The sequence below is a fragment of the Arcanobacterium hippocoleae genome, from assembly GCF_040360365.1.
Taxonomy (GTDB): domain Bacteria; phylum Actinomycetota; class Actinomycetes; order Actinomycetales; family Actinomycetaceae; genus Arcanobacterium_A; species Arcanobacterium_A hippocoleae_A.
Map to the genome: position 1 here is coordinate 927,220 of NZ_CP136412.1, position 16,228 is coordinate 943,447.

Here is a 16,228-nt window from a genome sequence, read left to right on the forward strand (position 1 = left end):
AGATTGCTGAAATCAGACTTATAAAACGGACGAAAGCCAGCTCGGCAAGCGAACTGGCTTTCTGGAAACGGCTTGCGCTTAAGCTTCGAAACGGAATCCCATTCCGCGAACGGTAGAAATATAGTGCGGATTATTCACATCATCTCCAAGCTTTCGCCGCAGCCAAGAAATATGCATATCGAGCTTTTTGGTTGATTCTTCGATTTCATTTCCCCAAACTGCCCGCATTAAATCTTCGCGCGAGACCACTGCACCAGCATGTTTCAATAGCTGTGTGAGCAAATCGAATTCTTTTGCAGTTAGTGCAAGCTCTTTCGAATCAACATATGCACGGTGTGCTTCAATATCGACACGAACGTTCTGCGCTGTAAACTCGCCATTTTCACCGCCCTCTCCGACACTTCGCCGGAGTAATGCCCGCACCCGTGCAAGCAGCTCAGCCAGGCGGAACGGCTTAGTAACATAGTCATCCGCGCCGGCGTCTAATCCCACAACCATGTCTACTTCCTCAGCGCGTGCTGTAAGAATTAAAATCGGGAAGCTCTTGCCATCTTGCCGAGCTTTCCGCGCAACATCAAGCCCATCCATATCAGGCAAGCCAAGATCCAGCACCACGAGATCAAACGCGCTATTCATCTGCGCGAGCGCCGCCTCACCGGTCCCAACAGGCACAACATCGTAACCTTCACGGGTTAACGCACGAACAAGCGGCTCGGAAATTGCCGAGTCGTCTTCAACAAGCAATACTTTCGTCATACTTGCCACTTTAGTAAAGAATTGTTCAAGGTCGCAATAGAAACAACGAAATCTAAGCTCTCGGACGATTTTTCAAATCAGAACTAAATAACTGCAGGCGGAAAATATTACAGATGTATCCGGCGGGAAACTATTTTCGGATTATTTCATAGAGTTTCAGCACTGCTTGCGTTTCAATTTCCCGCTGTGTTTCCCGTTGATCCCCGTTGTGTCTCCCGTTTCCGCCGTCTTACCGTTTCCCCACACGCACCTGGGCAGCTTCAATATTTCCGATTCCCTGCAGCTCTGGAATCTCGTACGGTTCGATAGTGTAGCGCTCAGAGTCCAGAGTTCGCAGCTTCCGGGCAGTTTCATAATCGACGAGAATTCCGTTCAGCGGTGCGACGTTGCAAAGACGCGATGCGAGATTCACTTTCGGCCCGTATACGTCGCCGAAACGCGAAACTACCCCGCCCCAAACTAAAGACGCACGCACATCCGGCATATGCGGATTTTCCCGCAGCGATTCAACGATTCCGTCGACGGAAGCAATTCCGGTAGCTAAATCGTCAGCAATATATAACACCGCATCGCCAACCATTTTTACTACACGCGCTCCATGCGTCGAAATCACATCGCGGCAGGTAAATTCGAAAGTTTGGATGAAGTCCACGAGTGCGTGCGGGGAAAGTTCACCCGAGCGGTGTGTAAATGAAACTAAGTCGACAAAACCAAGTGCCCGTTTCAAGGGCATTTCGCCGTCTCCGCCGCCGCGCTGTCCGTCGAGCTCGGTTTCAGAGCGGCGCAAAAGCGCTGCCAAATGCCGCCGCCACGCGTATTTCATTTGATATATTAAAAACTCTTCATACTGGTCAATTTGATCTAACAGCATATAGCGAGCTGAGATTTCATCAATTCCGTACCGGCCTTCAAATTCTTCAACAAGCGCTTCGTGCTGCCATAGCACCATCCGATCGGCGAGATGCGATTGCGCCCGAATTAATGAATTTAACGTATCAAAATCAGCTAATCCTGCTTCACGCATTTGTAAATGCGCGCGCATTACGTCGATATCGTAATCGGTAAAAGTTTCTGCTCCGGATTAACAACTCCGGGGAAACCCATTGCCCGCCAAAATCTACTAATCACATCTGTACCGCAGTTTAGTATCTGCGCAGCTTGCAGCAAGTTATACTTTGAAGTACCGCCCAGGAGCCTTGCTACGTGCTTTTCAACCGTAGTGGGTACAGGAGTTTGCTGCGGCACTTCAGACCCATCCAGTTCAGACATCACTCATTCACATTCTATTTGGCGAGTATCTCGCGGTTCTTCCCGACTCTCGGCAGTGCCGATTCGGCTTATTTTTCCTGACCACCCCACAAGCAACACTGTGGTAACGGTCACAAGTATAAATATAGCAGTAAATACTGTTCAAGAAAACCGGATTTGAAATTCTCGTTTTTACAATACTCTCAATGCACAGCTAAATAGAGAAATCGTTGGCGGAATCGCTAATCTGGAGATATGAAAAACGCCGAGATACTCAAATCGATCAGTTAGCAAACAAATACTTTCAAGATTGTTTGAACACAAACCCGGAATTAGTAACCGCAATTGGCCTGCCGGGAGCCAGCGAATCAGATTTTGCCGACAATTCTCCGGCAGGTCTCGCAGCGCAGGCTGAATTAAAACGTGAATGTTTGCGCAATCTTTACACGATTCTCCCGCAAGACGATATTGATATTGTGACAGCAAACTCATTGCGGCAAACACTTTCTACCGAGCTGGAATTGTATGACTTAGGTGAATTTGGAGATTTAAACAATATCGCTACTCCGCTGCAAAGCACTGCCGAAATTTTCGATAATATGCCGCAGACCGCAAAAGAAGATTGGGAATTAATTTGCACCCGTTTGGAGCGGGTCGCACCGGCGCTTCAAGGCTGGGAAGAAACTCTTTCCCTACGCGCCGCTAAAGGCGCACCCTCGCAATCCGGCAAGTAGAAATATGCATTGAACAAGCGAAACGCTACGCTGGTGAAAATTCCCCATTCACTGCTCTCGCCGCCAAAGGCGCTAAAGTCCATCCGGCGCTTGCATCCCAACTTTCAGAAAATTCGCAAGCAGCACGGCAGGGGTACGCTGAGCTTGCCGATTTTCTCGAATATCAGATAGCTCCGCACGCATCCGAAAAGGATAGTTTCGGCCGTGAACGCTATGAATTGCGCTCTTACCAGTTCCTTGGCGCTGCTGTAGACTTCGATGAAACATATGAATGGGCTGAATCGGAACTAATGCGAATCGATTCCGAACAGAAGCAGATTGCGCGCGATCTTTACGGCGACGGCGTAAGCGTCCGCGAAGCAATGGAAAAGCTGAATCACGACCCGGCGCGATTACTTCACGGAACCGCTGAGCTGCAGGCTTGGATGCAAGAAACTTCTGATGCAGCGCTTGATGTTTTATCAGGAAAACATTTCGATATTCCAGATGTACTGCACAAACTCGAATGTATGATTGCTCCGTCAGGTTCCGGCGGAATTTACTATACCGGGCCGACGGATGATTTCTCGCGCGGCGGGAGAATGTGGTGGTCTGTACCAGCAGGAACCGACACTTTCACTACCTGGCAGGAAAAACTACCGTGTATCACGAGGGAGTTCCCGGCCATCACCTGCAGATTGGGCTTACAACTTATCTGCAAGGTCAGTTAAATAACTGGCGCCGTCACGGTTCGTGGGTTTCCGGGCATGGAGAGGGCTGGGCGCTTTACGCTGAAGAATTAATGAGTGAACTCGGGTTTATGGATGAACCGGGAGAGCGGATGGGCGTGCTCGATTCAGAACGTCTCCGCACAGCTCGTGTACTGCTTGATATTGGAGTCCACCTTGAAAAGAATGCGCCGGCGAAGTATCAGCATCTTTCCCCTATCTGGAACCGGGACGTCGCCTGGGAATTTCTTCGGGAAAATGTGGCGATGGATTCAGCTTTCTTAAAATTCGAGCTAAACCGGTACCTCGGCTGGCCAGGGCAGGCACCTTCGTACAAGATTGGGCATCGGATTTGGAAAGAACTGCGTGCAGAAGCCCGCAAGCGCGCCGGGGCTGATTTTAACCTGAAAGATTGGCATATGCAGGCGCTCGCGATTGGTTCGGTTGGTTTGGATATTATGCGGGAGGCACTGCGATGAAACTCCTGCTTGCTTCGGCTTCTCCTGCCCGCCGGCAAACATTGATTTCGGCTGGAATCACTCCGCTTGTGGCAGTTTCGGATGTGTCTGAAGAATCCTTGCTTGCGGATCTGAAAACACGTGTTCACCATCCGAGCCCAGCTGAGCAGGTCCAACTGCTTGCGACGGCAAAGGCACGTGATGTCGCCGGAAAGTTCGTTAATCAAGCCGATACAGATAATCTGCACGATGCAAATATTTTCCAGAATTTTCCAGACAGTGCAAATCCGCTTATTCCGCGGGTGGTCATTGGCTGTGATTCAATGTTTTCTTTTGCCGGCGAAGTTGTTGGCAAGCCGCACACTCCAGAAGTTGCCCGAAACCGGCTGCAGCGGATGCGCGGAAATGTTGGCGAGCTGTATACGGGGCATTGCGCAATTGACACATTAACTGGTGCAGAAAGCACTGGAGTATCTTGCGCCCGCATACATATCAGCGATATGAGCGATAGCGAGATTGAAGCCTATATTGCTTCCGGTGAGCCGTTGGGGGTTGCTGGTTCTTTCACAATCGACGGATTCGGCGGTCCTTTTGTTGAGCGGATTGCAGGCGACCATCACGGCGTGGTCGGTATTTCACTTCCGCTGCTGCGGAAACTGCTCGGCGATTTTGGGATGAGCATTGTTGACTTTTGGGATATTCGCCAAGCTTAATCCGATTAGGGAGCTGTGCTAGGCGCTGTATAGAATCTGGCAGGTTTTCGCTAACGACGGCAGTGCGGGCTGGAAAGTGATTTCCAGCCCGCACTTTTATTTAGTTTTCCGGCATTTGATTTTGCCGATATCGCGCGATTACTCTTCGCGGCGGCGGGAAATAACTGCGCCCGCTCCGCAGAGCACTGTTGCAATACCAATCAGACCAAGTACGCCCGCACCAGTCTTTGCAAGGTTATTGGCTGCCTTTCGGGAATCCTGCGCTTTCGGATTCAGCTCTGGGCTATTCGGTTCTGCAGGCTGCAGTTCCGGAGTATCTGGATTTCCCGGAGTTCCCGGCACATCTGGGGTTCCGGGCAGATCCGGATTATGCGGCGTATCCGGTGTGCCTGGAGTTTCCGGTGTACCCGGTACATCTGGGTGCTGCACTTTTATCGAATATTCGGCAGTGAGCGTCCCCTTATGAGTGTTAATCCCGGTGACCGTCACCATTGCGGTTCCCTCTTGCGTGTCGCCGGTGTAGGTTACACGGTAGTTCACACCTGCAGTGAGCTGCTTACCATCCTTACCGGTTACAGTCACTTTTTCCGGACGTGCAGGATGATCCGCGTCAACCTGGGCAACGGTAAGCTCTGCCGGTGAAATTTCAATCTTGTATCCAAGCTCTGGATTATTGAGATCAATTACCGGTTTTGCCGTACGCAAGCGGATTTCTGCAGCGCTCACAAACATATTCGGCTTAGTATCGCTCACCGTCGCCTTTGGCACAAGCTTCACATAACGAGCCGCGTAGACTTTGTCGAATTGGGCAATCTTCCATTCAGCATTGTCACTCCATGTACCGCTGGCTGCCTTAGTGTATTGGTCATCTGCCGGCAGTTTCACTCCATCCGGCAGTGCCGCTCCGGTTGGATTATCCGTGCTGCTTACAAAGACGTCGTATGCAGTGATGGTGCCGTTGTTATTTCCGGCCGGGCGCGGCAGGTAGCGTAATGCTTCGATATCCGCTGGCTCTTTCAGAATCAGTACTGCCCAGCCTTTTTCTGCGAACTTTGCAGAATCGCCGTTGATTGGATTAGCTGCACCCCACGGAGTGTGCCATTTGGTGCTTGGATTTCCATCAATAGCCGCATCTTTCGAGTCATCTCCGCTAGTGTTTGCCTGGCTTCCCACTTCAATACGGGTGTCTGCAGGTTTTACGTCACGGGATGCATCATCATCGGCAAGCGGTTGATCTTGCCCAAGGAAGATTTGGAAAGTATTGCGTGCCTTGTGATCCTCAGCTTCAACAATCAGCCGGACTACACCCGCATATTCCGGCAGCAGTGTTACGGCTGCGTTGTCTTTTGCAGTGTAATCGAGTGCAGCGATTTTTTCAGCCGGAGTCATGTATTTCCAGGAGGAAAGTGTGGATTCTGGGAGTTCCGCCCCGTTTACCTGCAGCGAAGCGAGTTTAGCTGCGGTATTTGCAGTGACTCCGCTGCGCTCTGTACCTTTCAAAAGCACTTCCGAAATACCGGTGCAAGGTTTGCGCTTATCAAGATTTTCAGCTTTATTTGTGACTTCAATCTTCACGTAAGTTGCCGTCACCGGTTTCACTAACTTGTATGTGTACGGTTTAACGTTAGTTTTCTCTGCTCCCATCGTCTCAGCGGTTTCCACTGCAGTCCATGGACCGTTTGCTGATTCACTCACAAAGAACTTTGTGGTGCCGGCATCCGGATAACGTGCAGACCAGTTGTCTTTGTAGAAATAAATTCCGAATTCGGAGAATTCCTGCTGCGTATCGTATCCGAAGACGATTTCAGCCTTGTTATCGCCAGCCTGAGCTGCCTTATAGTTGGTCCAAACATTCGGATTTGTTCCCTCGTTAATCGCAGGAACAGCGGTCTTGCCGTCTTTGATTGCGGCAAGTGTGTCACTCTGTTGATTTTCCGGAATGTCCTGGGTGAGGGTGGAAGCAGCCGGAGCAAGATTCTTGCCGACGGAAACATTTTCCGCAACTACACGAATTGCCGCGCTGACCTTTAATTCCTTTCCGAAAACATTTGCTGTCCCGTCGATCTTCACTGTGCCGGCTTTGGCGTATGCGCTTTCAGCTGGCGAATTCCATTTCACCGGGAAGTTCGTGTTCAGAACTTTTCCGTCTGGCATAACTGCAGGGCGGGATGCGGGCAGCGCAGGGGCTTGCCCGATTGCGGTAACTGCCGAATAGTTCAGCACAGCACCGATGGTATTCAGCATTGTCACATTCACACTGATTTTATCGCCGAGTGAGGTGGTACCGGCGAGTGTGAAGCTGCCGTCAGCTGAAATCTGTTCCGGAGTTGCTTTTTCCCAAGTTACGTCGGCTTGCTTCGCAGTGCCGTCTTGCATTACAGCATCAATTTTTGCCGGGAGCTTTGGCTGCTGCCCAACCTGTACGTAATAGTTCCGCGGGAAGTGGTAGTAGCTCACTGCATTCTGTGTTTGCGTTCCAGCTTTCACTGCAGTTACGGTAACCGTCTTTGTTTCAAGACCGTCGGCGCTGATTGTAATTTCACACGGACCGGAAATCGTTGCCGCTTTTACAATCCCCAGGACTTTCCCGGCAAACGCCTTTCGTTTCGGAGAAAGATAGGAGGTGTGATCGGCTTGTTCACCGTTATCGGTGCCAACGATGCTGCAGCGGCCATTTGCGGTGAACGAAACTACATTTTCCGCATTTGGTACCGGCACACCATTTTCGTCGGTGATTGTGACATCAAGGTAGGCGAGATCTTCGTTATCTGCCTTGATTTCTTTCCGGTCAACTTGCACATCGAACTTTTTCGCAGCGCCGGCAGTCTGTACACGGCTGCGTCCAAGTGCTTTTTCAATCTTCTTGCCGGCAGAATCGTAACCGATAGCTTCCAGGGTGCCGTCTTGATATGGGACTTCCCAGGTGAGATAAAGATTCTTGTGTTCTGCTGTGTTCTTGTCTTGACCTTCGTAAATCTGGTACTTGTATCCAGCTGTGGTGGTCTTTTCAGCGAATGTTTTCTCTCCCAGCTTCTTCTTTTCACCATTCTTCGGGGTGAACCAAAGTTCCACTTTGCGTGCATCTGAGTAGACCACTACGGGAACCTTTTGCTCGGAACCATTCTTCTTCACTACATCAGAGTTCCATGCCGGAAGAATATGCAGGGTATGCGCTTTATCGTTCCATTGGCTCTGATAGAAATAGTAGGAATCTTTCGGGAAACCAGCCGTATCAATAATGCCGAAGTAGGAATTCTTTGGCGACGGCCATGCGCCTTTTGCGCCGGGGCTAGTACCGTTCCAGTGGGTTGGCTCGCCGATATAGTCAAACCCGGTCCAAACCATTTCACCGGCAACGAAGTCCCGCTTAATCACGTCGTACCATGCCGAACTAGCTTCTGCACCCCAATTTACTTTCGAAGCGTCATAAGAGGTAAGTTTCTTATCGCTAGTTTGCTGATTGTCACTTGTGCGGAGATAGAATCCGCGGCTGTTTACCGAAGACGCAGTTTCTGATCCATAGATGGGCCATTTTGGATATTCTCGATGCAGGGAATCATATTTATCCCCGCCAACATAATTCAGCCCGGCAGTACCGCCAGCTGTAACCAGTGAGTTCATCAGGCTCTTTGCCGAAGCTGATCCGCCTTTTAGCTGGTTATCCCCGCGGGTAACCGGACGGGTCTGATCAACAGCTTGCGCCCACTGAATCAAACTGGCTTGCTGCTGCACATAGTTACTCATATCTGTATGAGTTTGCGTCCCCTCGCCAATTTCATTTCCGAGCGACCACATAATCACACTTGGCGCATTAAAATCACGTTTTAGCGTCGTCTCAAGATCAAACTGCGCCCAAGTACTGCCGGCGGAAACATTTTCCAGTTTCGTCCCAGCAGGTACAGTTTGTGCAAAGAAACGCGAGTAGTCATTCCGATTTCCGTTCTTCGGATACTGCAGCCCATCAAAAATTTCTTCAATCAGCAGCATTCCCTTTTCATTCGCCAGTTCCACCAGGTCACGGGATGCCGGATTATGGGTCACGCGAATCGTGTTTGCCCCCATCTCCTGCAAAATATCAATCTGACGTTCAATTGCCCGCCGGTACGCTTTCGCACCGAGCGCACCTTGATCATGGTGCATTGAAACACCCTTCAGCTTCAGCTTTTTCCCGTTAAGTTCGAATCCGGTATTCGGATCAAACTTGGTCTGCCGGAAGCCGGTAACAGTGTCTACGGTGTCAAGTACTTTATCTCCCGCACTCACTTCAGTGGTGACTACGTAGAGCTGCGGATTGTCGAGATTCCACAGTTTTGGAGAATTAGCAGCAAGATCTTGCTTTTGCGTTGCCTTTGCACCCGGCTGCAGCTCCTGAGACGCGCTGACTGTACCGAGCACGGCACCATCTGCCTTTGCCTTAATTGTGTGCTTCACCGTCACACTCTTTGCAGCAGCACTTTCATTCTCGAGCACCGTCGCTACTTCGAGATTCAAAGTACCCGTACCCTTGTAATTTTCAATATTCTTCGCAGTAACTTTTACGCCGTTATGCGCCACATGCACCGGATCAGTGATTACTAGATCTACATCGCGGTAAATTCCCGAACCGGAATACCACCGGCTTGATGGAAGCTGGTGATTTACGCGCACTGCAAGCACATTATCCTGCCCAAACTTCACTGATTCCGTTACATCCACTGAGAACGGAGTATAGCCATAAGGATGATTAGCGAGCTGTGTACCGTTCAAATAAATCGCGGCGTCCATATAAATGCCGTCGAAATTTAAATTAATCCGCTTCCCTTGAGCTCTTCCGGCAATGGCAGCACTTTCCGGTACCAGCCGACACCGCCAGGCAAGTAACCGCTTTCGGCTTCACCAGACTGGGTAAATTCCTGCTCAATACTATAGTCATGCGGTAAATCAACGTTTTTCCAGGCGGAATCATCAAATTGCGGATTTTCTGCGCCGCTCTGCTCACCAAGAATAAACTTCCATCCGGAATTAATCGTCTGCAGGCGAGAGTGCAAATCAAGCACACTCACCTTTACATCCTCCGCATTTGATACCATCTGCGTGGAAGTGTTTAATTCCGCATAGTCCATCGCACCATAAGCTGCGGGAACCATTCCGATAGCAGCCACTGCACCTGCGGCTGCAAATGCTAACGCCCGCGGCCCGATTTGCCGTGTTCGGCTTATGCCCATACTTCTTCTCCTTAACACACCCTCGTGTAACCTTTTACCGCGTATATCTGCGGGCGGATTTGCCGGATTACCAGATTTTACCGTCCGAGATTTACGTGTTTGCAGTTTGGGAACTTTGCTGTGCTGCCGCAATGAAAATAAAAGAAATTATTTTCCAGATTTATTCAATCTGCAACGGTTTCTTGAAAGCTTCGCAGCGCGCCGTCGCACCGCACAACACCTTTCCGCCACACCTATACTAGCAAACTGCCAGTAAGATTATCCCGCCAAAAGTCTCAATAGCGTCCAGGAAGCGAAACAGCAGCAAAAACAGCCAAAGTTTTCTCCACACCGCAATTTGCAGGAACGCACTCAGATGCAAACATACAAATGAATTTTTGCATATACTGCTAAACATATCGTGCTGGACACTGCAAATTTCAGCCGCTGCTGAAGCACCGAAACTTATCCAGCAAAGGAGCTGAGAATTGCAAAAATCATCTTGGCGAAACATGCTGCAGCGCGGAAAAATAAAAAACGGTGGGTGATGACCGCATGGTGAAAAATCCGCCAATTCCCGCCAAAACGAAGTGGATAGTGATAGCATTTACAGCGATTATTGTGCTATATTTCAGTGTTATTTTTCTGAAAATGGTATATGACAAAAACGGCGGACTTCACAGTGCCGAGATTGTTGAATATTTCAAATCCGCAGGAGTAATCGCGAAAGACGAAAAAGTAATCGACAGCGAAAGCGAACGCAGTTCATTCAATGCCAGAGATCATCTGTTTCTTCCGCATAGGTGCATTGTGATAATGGACTATCCGCCTACCAGCCCCGCTGTGGAAAAAATTGCTCAGTATAACTCATACGGCGAAATCGATATTGCAGCGATTAATCAAAACGCCATGATTTTCAAAATGATCTACGGCGGAGAGACGATCTGCCGAAAATACGATTCTGACGATGACAGTTGGTATGCAGATAACAGCGCAATCATTGACGCATTCAGAAAATACAAAAAGTAACTTCACCGGCCAGCAGCTTCAGGCGCTGGCTGAGCGAACCAGCCGCGAACAGCGGGCTGCAATCACGCTCGGCCAATGCCTGAAGATATGCTGCTAATCATAAAACAATCAATTAAACGATACCGTCTTCCAAATCAGAGAAACGCCGATTTTGTGTTTCACGTTCACTCATCGGCACCCAGTCACGCTCCGGAGCGCCAATATATACTTGCCTTGGCCGTCCAATTTTTTGCTCCGGATCCAAAATCAGCTCGTGATATTGCGCAATCCAGCCCGGAAGCCGCCCTAAAGCAAACAATGGCGTGAACATCTGCGTCGGGAACCCCATTGCCTTATAGATTAACCCAGTGTAGAAGTCAACATTCGGGTAAAGATGCCGTTCAACGAAATAATCGTCATTCAACGCAAACTGCTCAAGTTCACGCGCCATATCAAACAGCTCCGAATCACCGCCGAGTTTATCGAGAATCTCGTCCGCCAGCTCTTTCACGATTGTGGCACGCGGATCATAATTCTTATACACACGATGCCCGAAGCCCATCAGCTTCACTGAATTCTGCTTATCTTTAACCTGATCAACGAAATCCGAAATCTGCAGTCCCTCTTCCCGAATCGAATGCAGCATGTTCAGCACTGCTTCATTCGCTCCGCCGTGCAGCGGCCCGGAAAGCGCTCCAACTCCGGCAGCCACTGAAGCATAGATACTTGCGTGTGAAGACCCAACCAGGCGCACCGTCGAAGTGGAACAATTCTGTTCATGATCCGCGTGCAAAATAAACAGTTTGTCAAGCGCATTCACTATAGTTGGATCAACATCGTGCGCCTGATACGGCAAACCGAAAGTCATCCGTAAGAAATCCTCAGTGTACGACTTCGCTGCATCCGGATAAAGCAGCGGAAGTCCCGTCGCCCGTTTCGAAGCATACGCAATCATCGTCGGCACTTTCGCCAGCAGCAGCACCGACGCAAGATCACGCTGATGCGAATCATGCGGATCAAGCGTATCTTCATAGTAAGTACCAAGACCGGCAATCCCTGCTTGCAGAATTGACATTGGATGCCCATGTGACGGGAAAGCTGTAAAGAACGAACGAAAATCTTCATGCAGCAGAGTATGGCGCTTAATGCGATGAATAAACGCGGCCAGCGAATTAGCGTCCGGAAGACGGCCGTAAATTAACAAATATGCCACTTCCAGGAACGAACAGTTCTTCGCGAGCTGTTCAATTGGATAGCCGCGATAGCGAAGAATCCCTTTCCCGCCGTCGATATATGTGATTTCCGAGGCGCAGGATGCCGTATTCGTAAAACCCGGATCTAGCGTAACGGTACCGGAAGTTTGCAGCAAGCCGTTAATTTTGAAACCATCATTACCTGCAGTTGCATGAATCCGCTCAAGTTCAAGCTCGTTCCCGTCGATTACTAATTTTGCACTTGGAGCCATGAGTTTGCCTTTCGTTATTTGCACTGTACCGGGCGTGCTGCACTGCTTTCAGTTTTGAATTTCACCCCAGTCGATTCGAATCAAATTGTGAGCGCACCTCGCAGCATTACGACTGCACCCAAATGCATTTCCCTACTGCCGAAAGCTATTTGCTGCTGCGAAAAGCTATTCGCCGCCAGGAAAAGCTGAGAGATTTGTGAACTTAAGACCAAGTTATTTTCAGCCTACTCTATTGCAAGCCGGCCCGCACCTAATATCTCAATATTAAGATTTTTTCGCTCTGCTCTGCGTGAACACATCGGCCTTAACCAAATCTGATTTCACTCCCGAACTGACGCCAGCACAGCATTTACGCTGCACAAGTAATCGCATTATTGAGTTTCCGCAGCGCAGCTAACGGCAAAATCAGATTCGTTACGTGAATTAACGGCGGCATGCCGGCACTGCGTAAGCGGCGGCGGGAAGCCGGTTTTGTTGCGTAAGCGGCGGCAAGAACTCAGGCTGTATTTTTCACCGTCGAAAGCGTTTACGTTTGTGCTGGTCACAGAGGCAAAGGAACGACGGCGCTCCCGTCGTTAATCAAAACTATCCATTTTGCCGCCAGTTACGTAACCTCACAGAGATTTTGCCGCCAGTTACGTAAGCCGGATACTTGCGGCGCACAAACAAAAACGCAAATAACCGCTAACGCCGCAGGTTAAATCAAAAGCAGAAGTAAACGGCAAAAATAAAAGCAAACGGCGGCCGCCGGCCGAAAAACCGGAAACCGCCGTAATTAAACCCAAGCAAAAATTTAACTATTTTGCGGCGGAAGCTTCGCAATTAACGGATGATCATGCTTAATCACACCCATCTTTGCCGCACCGCCCGGAGATCCAAGCTCATTAAAGAACTCCGCATTCGCATCGTAATATTCAGCCCACTCATCCGGTAAATCGTCTTCATAATAGATTGCTTCAGTTGGGCAAACTGGTTCGCAAGCACCGCAATCTACACACTCATCCGGATGAATATAAAGAGTCCGCTCGCCTTCATAGATACAATCCACAGGGCACTCATCTACGCATGCACGATCTTTAATATCCACGCAAGGCAAAGCAATCACGTAAGTCATGTTCTACTTCCTTTTCTAAACGACGGGATTGTCCGCAATTTCTAAATTTTCCCCAACTAAAGCCGCCTCACGAGCATCCGCTGCAAATCGTTCCGCATTTACTGCCGAACAGAAACCTGAATACTCGCTTTTCGATACACATCTTAGCGGGATTTCTTCCGAAATGCAGTGGCGATTGGCACAAATGCGAGAATCGGGGCAGCAAAAATCCAAATTCGGGATGCGAGCTGTTCCTGGATTGCGGTCACATCATTCTGCAATGGGAACAGCATAAATCCCGCAGTAACTGCCGCCGCAGCAACAAAATATCCCACTGCGCCGAATTTCCCGCCCAATTCGACGGCGAACCATCCGCCAGCCAGAATCAGCAACGCCGCGAGAATCATTCCTACCCACTCATAGTTAACCGGACCAATATGCGCAATGAGTGCTCCTACTGCAGCACACCCGCCGACAAAAACGCCGGCAATTACGCGAATGAGAACATCTGAAAAACGTTTCCGGCGAATGCTGGAATCTTCCTGAGCCGGCAGCGGTTTAAACAAATCAGATTGCACTAACGAATCTGCCTCAGGATTTTCAGCTGCTGCGGTTTCCGATATCCCGCTCACGCCTGGGCACCTTTCGCTTCACGTTTCTTTCGCGCCGCTTCACGTGCGCGGTCAATTGCTGAAAGATGAACTTTCCGCACCCGCACCACTTCGGGAGTAACTTCAATGCATTCGTCTTCAGCCGCAAACTCAATCGATTCTTCAAGTGTGAGTGTGCGTGCTGCCTGCAGACTTTCAAACACATCCGCTGTCGAAGAACGCATATTCGTCATTTCTTTCGCTTTGACGATGTTCACATCCATATCCTCGTTGCGCGGGTTTTCACCGACAACCTGCCCCTCATAGGTTTCTTCACCCGGCTTAACAAAAACGTTCCGCGGTCTTCAAGGCGCTGCAAAGAGAAAGAAGTAATCTGCCCGGAACGATCCGAAACAAGCGACCCGGTAGTTCGCGATTCAATCGCCCCCGCCCAAGGCTGATATCCCTCAGAAATAGAAGCGGCAATCCCTGTACCGCGGGTTTGGGTCAAGAATTGTGTCCGGAAACCAATCATTCCGCGCGACGGCACCACAAACTCCATCCGCACCCAACCGGTACCATGATTTGTCATTGTTGCCATTTGCCCTTTGCGCGCCGCCATCAGCTGTGTGACTGCACCCAAATATTCTTCCGGCACGTCAATTGTGGCACGTTCCCACGGCTCATGAATTTCGCCGTCGATTACCCGTTTCACTACTTGCGGTTTGCCGACTGTTAATTCAAATCCTTCGCGGCGCATGGTCTCCACAAGAATTGCGAGCGCCAGTTCTCCGCGGTCTTGCACTTCCCACGCATCCGGGCGTTCAGTTGGAAGCACCCGAATCGAAACATTGCCGACGAGTTCCTGGGTTAAACGGTCACGCACTTGCCGCGCTGTAAGCTTATGCCCTTTCACTTTTCCGGCAAGCGGCGAAGTGTTAATTCCGATTGTCATCGAAATTGCCGGGTCATCAATTTTAATCCGCGGGCGCGGGCGCGGATCTGCAAGATCTACGAGCGTCTGCCCGATTGTAATATTAGGGATACCGGCAATTGCCACGATTTCACCTGCACCTGCTGATTTTGCCGGCTTCCGTTCCAGCCCTTCGGTGCGCAGCAGCTCGGTTACATGTACCCGTTCAAGATTGCTTTCCGGACCGTCCATTAGCCCAACCCAAGTATTTGCTGTAAGCGTGCCGGAGTAAATTCGGCAAAGCGCGAGCCGCCCTAAAAACGGGGAAGCATCAAGGTTCGTCACTTGCGCTACCAGCGGAGCAGCTTCTTCATATTCCGGAGCTGGAATGTATTCAAGAATTGCCCGGAAAAGCGGTTCAAGATTCTGATTCTCAGGCAGTCCGCCGTCGGCTGGCTGTTTGGTATCAGCATATCCTGCCTTTGCGGCTGCAAAAATTGTTGGGATTTCAAGAATCCGGTCTAAATCAAGCCCGGCAGTATCTTCAATATCAGCGGCAAGCGAAAGCAGCAAATCTTGGGTTTCGCTGATGATTTCCGAAATTCGGGCATCTTGGCGATCCACCTTATTGATTACCGGAATCACCGGCAGATTTGCTTCCAAGGCTTTGCGCAGCACGAAACGGGTTTGCGGCAGCGGCCCTTCAGAAGCATCCACAAGCAGCACAACACCGTCAACCATTGAAAGCCCGCGTTCGACTTCGCCGGAAAAATCAGCGTGCCCGGGAGTATCAATCACATTAATTGTGATCCCATTTGGTGCGCCGAATTCTGCAGCCGACGGCCCGGTGTATGTGATTGCAGTGTTTTTTGCGAGAATCGTAATGCCTTTTTCCCGTTCCAGGTCACCCGAATCCATAATCCGCTCACCAGTTTTTTCGACGGTAGTATGCGAATCAAAAGCACCGCCCTGCCAGAGCATTGCATCCACCAGGGTAGTTTTTCCATGATCGACGTGAGCCACAATTGCCACATTCCGCAAATCCGTGCGCTGAGCCATATAAGTCCTTTTGTCTGCTTTAATGATTAGTCATTTCGATTGTCTGCCGAGTTGGTCTGTTTTATATCTGCTCATCAAATCGTTTCGGCAAGGCAGTTTTCCGCGTCTAAGTTTACGCACGCATTGGGATGAAAGACATGTCAGCAGCACTTATGCGCTAAGTATCACCAAAACAGCCGCAGCGCCGCTGTACTTCGGCGCACTGTAAGCTATCTTTCCAAGCGCCACAGCGGCGGCAAACACGAGAAACCGCTATCGATAGCTGACAATATGCAGGGAAACCAGCCGAAATATCCGCTGC

At 50.0% G+C, this 16,228-nt stretch carries 11 protein-coding genes and 2 pseudogenes; 4 read left to right on the top strand and 9 right to left on the bottom strand.

Features of this window, described 5'->3' with window-relative positions:
* Positions 1 to 78: 78 nt before the first annotated feature.
* The 3 genes from RQN30_RS04900 to RQN30_RS04910 form a co-directional block, all read right to left on the bottom strand.
* Positions 79 to 756 (bottom strand): response regulator transcription factor, encoded by a 678-nt coding sequence (locus tag RQN30_RS04900; RefSeq protein WP_353061770.1) that lies wholly within the window; start codon positions 754 to 756, stop codon positions 79 to 81.
* A gap of 229 nt (positions 757 to 985) precedes the next feature.
* A complete protein-coding gene (locus tag RQN30_RS04905; protein ID WP_353061511.1) occupies positions 986 to 1,798 on the bottom strand; it encodes an adenylate/guanylate cyclase domain-containing protein in 813 nt (270 codons plus the stop codon).
* Positions 1,798 to 2,025: a hypothetical protein gene (locus RQN30_RS04910; RefSeq protein WP_353061512.1), complete on the bottom strand. Its 228-nt coding sequence runs from the start codon at positions 2,023 to 2,025 to the stop codon at positions 1,798 to 1,800. The genes RQN30_RS04905 and RQN30_RS04910 overlap by 1 nt, the downstream gene beginning before the upstream one ends.
* A gap of 293 nt (positions 2,026 to 2,318) precedes the next feature.
* Here RQN30_RS04910 and RQN30_RS04915 point away from each other — a divergent pair, with 293 nt between their 5' ends.
* From RQN30_RS04915 to RQN30_RS04925, 3 genes and pseudogenes are all read left to right on the top strand, one after another.
* Positions 2,319 to 2,738 (top strand): DUF885 family protein, encoded by a 420-nt coding sequence (locus RQN30_RS04915; protein WP_353061513.1) that lies wholly within the window; start codon positions 2,319 to 2,321, stop codon positions 2,736 to 2,738.
* Between the two features lie 8 nt (positions 2,739 to 2,746).
* A pseudogene (locus RQN30_RS04920) lies at positions 2,747 to 3,924 on the top strand (DUF885 domain-containing protein).
* The gene (locus RQN30_RS04925) at positions 3,921 to 4,616 is read left to right on the top strand and encodes a Maf family protein (protein WP_353061514.1); all 696 of its coding nucleotides are present in this window, start codon (positions 3,921 to 3,923) and stop codon (positions 4,614 to 4,616) included. Before RQN30_RS04920 ends, RQN30_RS04925 begins: the two are co-directional and overlap by 4 nt.
* Before the next feature lie 138 nt (positions 4,617 to 4,754).
* Here the strand turns inward: RQN30_RS04925 and RQN30_RS04930 are convergent, their stop codons facing one another.
* Positions 4,755 to 9,380 carry an Ig-like domain-containing protein gene (locus tag RQN30_RS04930; protein ID WP_353061515.1) on the bottom strand — a complete coding sequence of 1,542 codons (4,626 nt, stop codon included), beginning with the start codon at positions 9,378 to 9,380 and terminating at the stop codon, positions 4,755 to 4,757.
* A gap of 17 nt (positions 9,381 to 9,397) precedes the next feature.
* Positions 9,398 to 9,820, bottom strand: coding sequence for a hypothetical protein (locus RQN30_RS04935; RefSeq protein ID WP_353061516.1), 423 nt, complete (start codon positions 9,818 to 9,820; stop codon positions 9,398 to 9,400).
* 630 nt (positions 9,821 to 10,450) lie between these two features.
* Between RQN30_RS04935 and RQN30_RS04940 the strand changes: the two genes are divergently transcribed.
* Positions 10,451 to 10,828 (top strand): hypothetical protein, encoded by a 378-nt coding sequence (locus tag RQN30_RS04940; protein ID WP_353061517.1) that lies wholly within the window; start codon positions 10,451 to 10,453, stop codon positions 10,826 to 10,828.
* A 112-nt stretch (positions 10,829 to 10,940) separates the two neighbouring features.
* Here the strand turns inward: RQN30_RS04940 and RQN30_RS04945 are convergent, their stop codons facing one another.
* The 4 genes and pseudogenes from RQN30_RS04945 to typA all read right to left on the bottom strand — a co-directional run bounded on the left by RQN30_RS04945 (position 10,941) and on the right by typA (position 15,927).
* The gene (locus RQN30_RS04945) at positions 10,941 to 12,272 is read right to left on the bottom strand and encodes a citrate synthase (protein WP_353061518.1); all 1,332 of its coding nucleotides are present in this window, start codon (positions 12,270 to 12,272) and stop codon (positions 10,941 to 10,943) included.
* Positions 12,273 to 13,065: 793 nt separating this feature from the next.
* Positions 13,066 to 13,386 (bottom strand): ferredoxin, encoded by a 321-nt coding sequence (fdxA, locus tag RQN30_RS04950; RefSeq protein WP_353061519.1) that lies wholly within the window; start codon positions 13,384 to 13,386, stop codon positions 13,066 to 13,068.
* Positions 13,387 to 13,529: 143 nt separating this feature from the next.
* Positions 13,530 to 13,997 (bottom strand): hypothetical protein, encoded by a 468-nt coding sequence (locus tag RQN30_RS04955; RefSeq protein ID WP_353061520.1) that lies wholly within the window; start codon positions 13,995 to 13,997, stop codon positions 13,530 to 13,532.
* Positions 13,994 to 15,927: pseudogene (gene typA, locus RQN30_RS04960) on the bottom strand (translational GTPase TypA). The gene RQN30_RS04955 and the pseudogene typA overlap by 4 nt, the downstream one beginning before the upstream one ends.
* Positions 15,928 to 16,228: the final 301 nt, after the last annotated feature.

What these genes read in the sequence shown, in the direction of transcription:
- RQN30_RS04900 (WP_353061770.1), bottom strand. Translation starts at nt 756, where the DNA reads ATGACGAAAGTATTGCTTGTTGAAGACGACTCGGCAATTTCCGAGCCG.
- RQN30_RS04905 (WP_353061511.1), bottom strand. Translation starts at nt 1,798, where the DNA reads ATGCGCGCGCATTTACAAATGCGTGAAGCAGGATTAGCTGATTTTGAT.
- RQN30_RS04910 (WP_353061512.1), bottom strand. Translation starts at nt 2,025, where the DNA reads ATGTCTGAACTGGATGGGTCTGAAGTGCCGCAGCAAACTCCTGTACCC.
- RQN30_RS04925 (WP_353061514.1), top strand. Translation starts at nt 3,921, where the DNA reads ATGAAACTCCTGCTTGCTTCGGCTTCTCCTGCCCGCCGGCAAACATTG.
- RQN30_RS04930 (WP_353061515.1), bottom strand. Translation starts at nt 9,380, where the DNA reads ATGGACGCCGCGATTTATTTGAACGGTACACAGCTCGCTAATCATCCT.
- RQN30_RS04935 (WP_353061516.1), bottom strand. Translation starts at nt 9,820, where the DNA reads ATGGGCATAAGCCGAACACGGCAAATCGGGCCGCGGGCGTTAGCATTT.
- RQN30_RS04940 (WP_353061517.1), top strand. Translation starts at nt 10,451, where the DNA reads ATGGTATATGACAAAAACGGCGGACTTCACAGTGCCGAGATTGTTGAA.
- RQN30_RS04945 (WP_353061518.1), bottom strand. Translation starts at nt 12,272, where the DNA reads ATGGCTCCAAGTGCAAAATTAGTAATCGACGGGAACGAGCTTGAACTT.
- fdxA (WP_353061519.1), bottom strand. Translation starts at nt 13,386, where the DNA reads ATGACTTACGTGATTGCTTTGCCTTGCGTGGATATTAAAGATCGTGCA.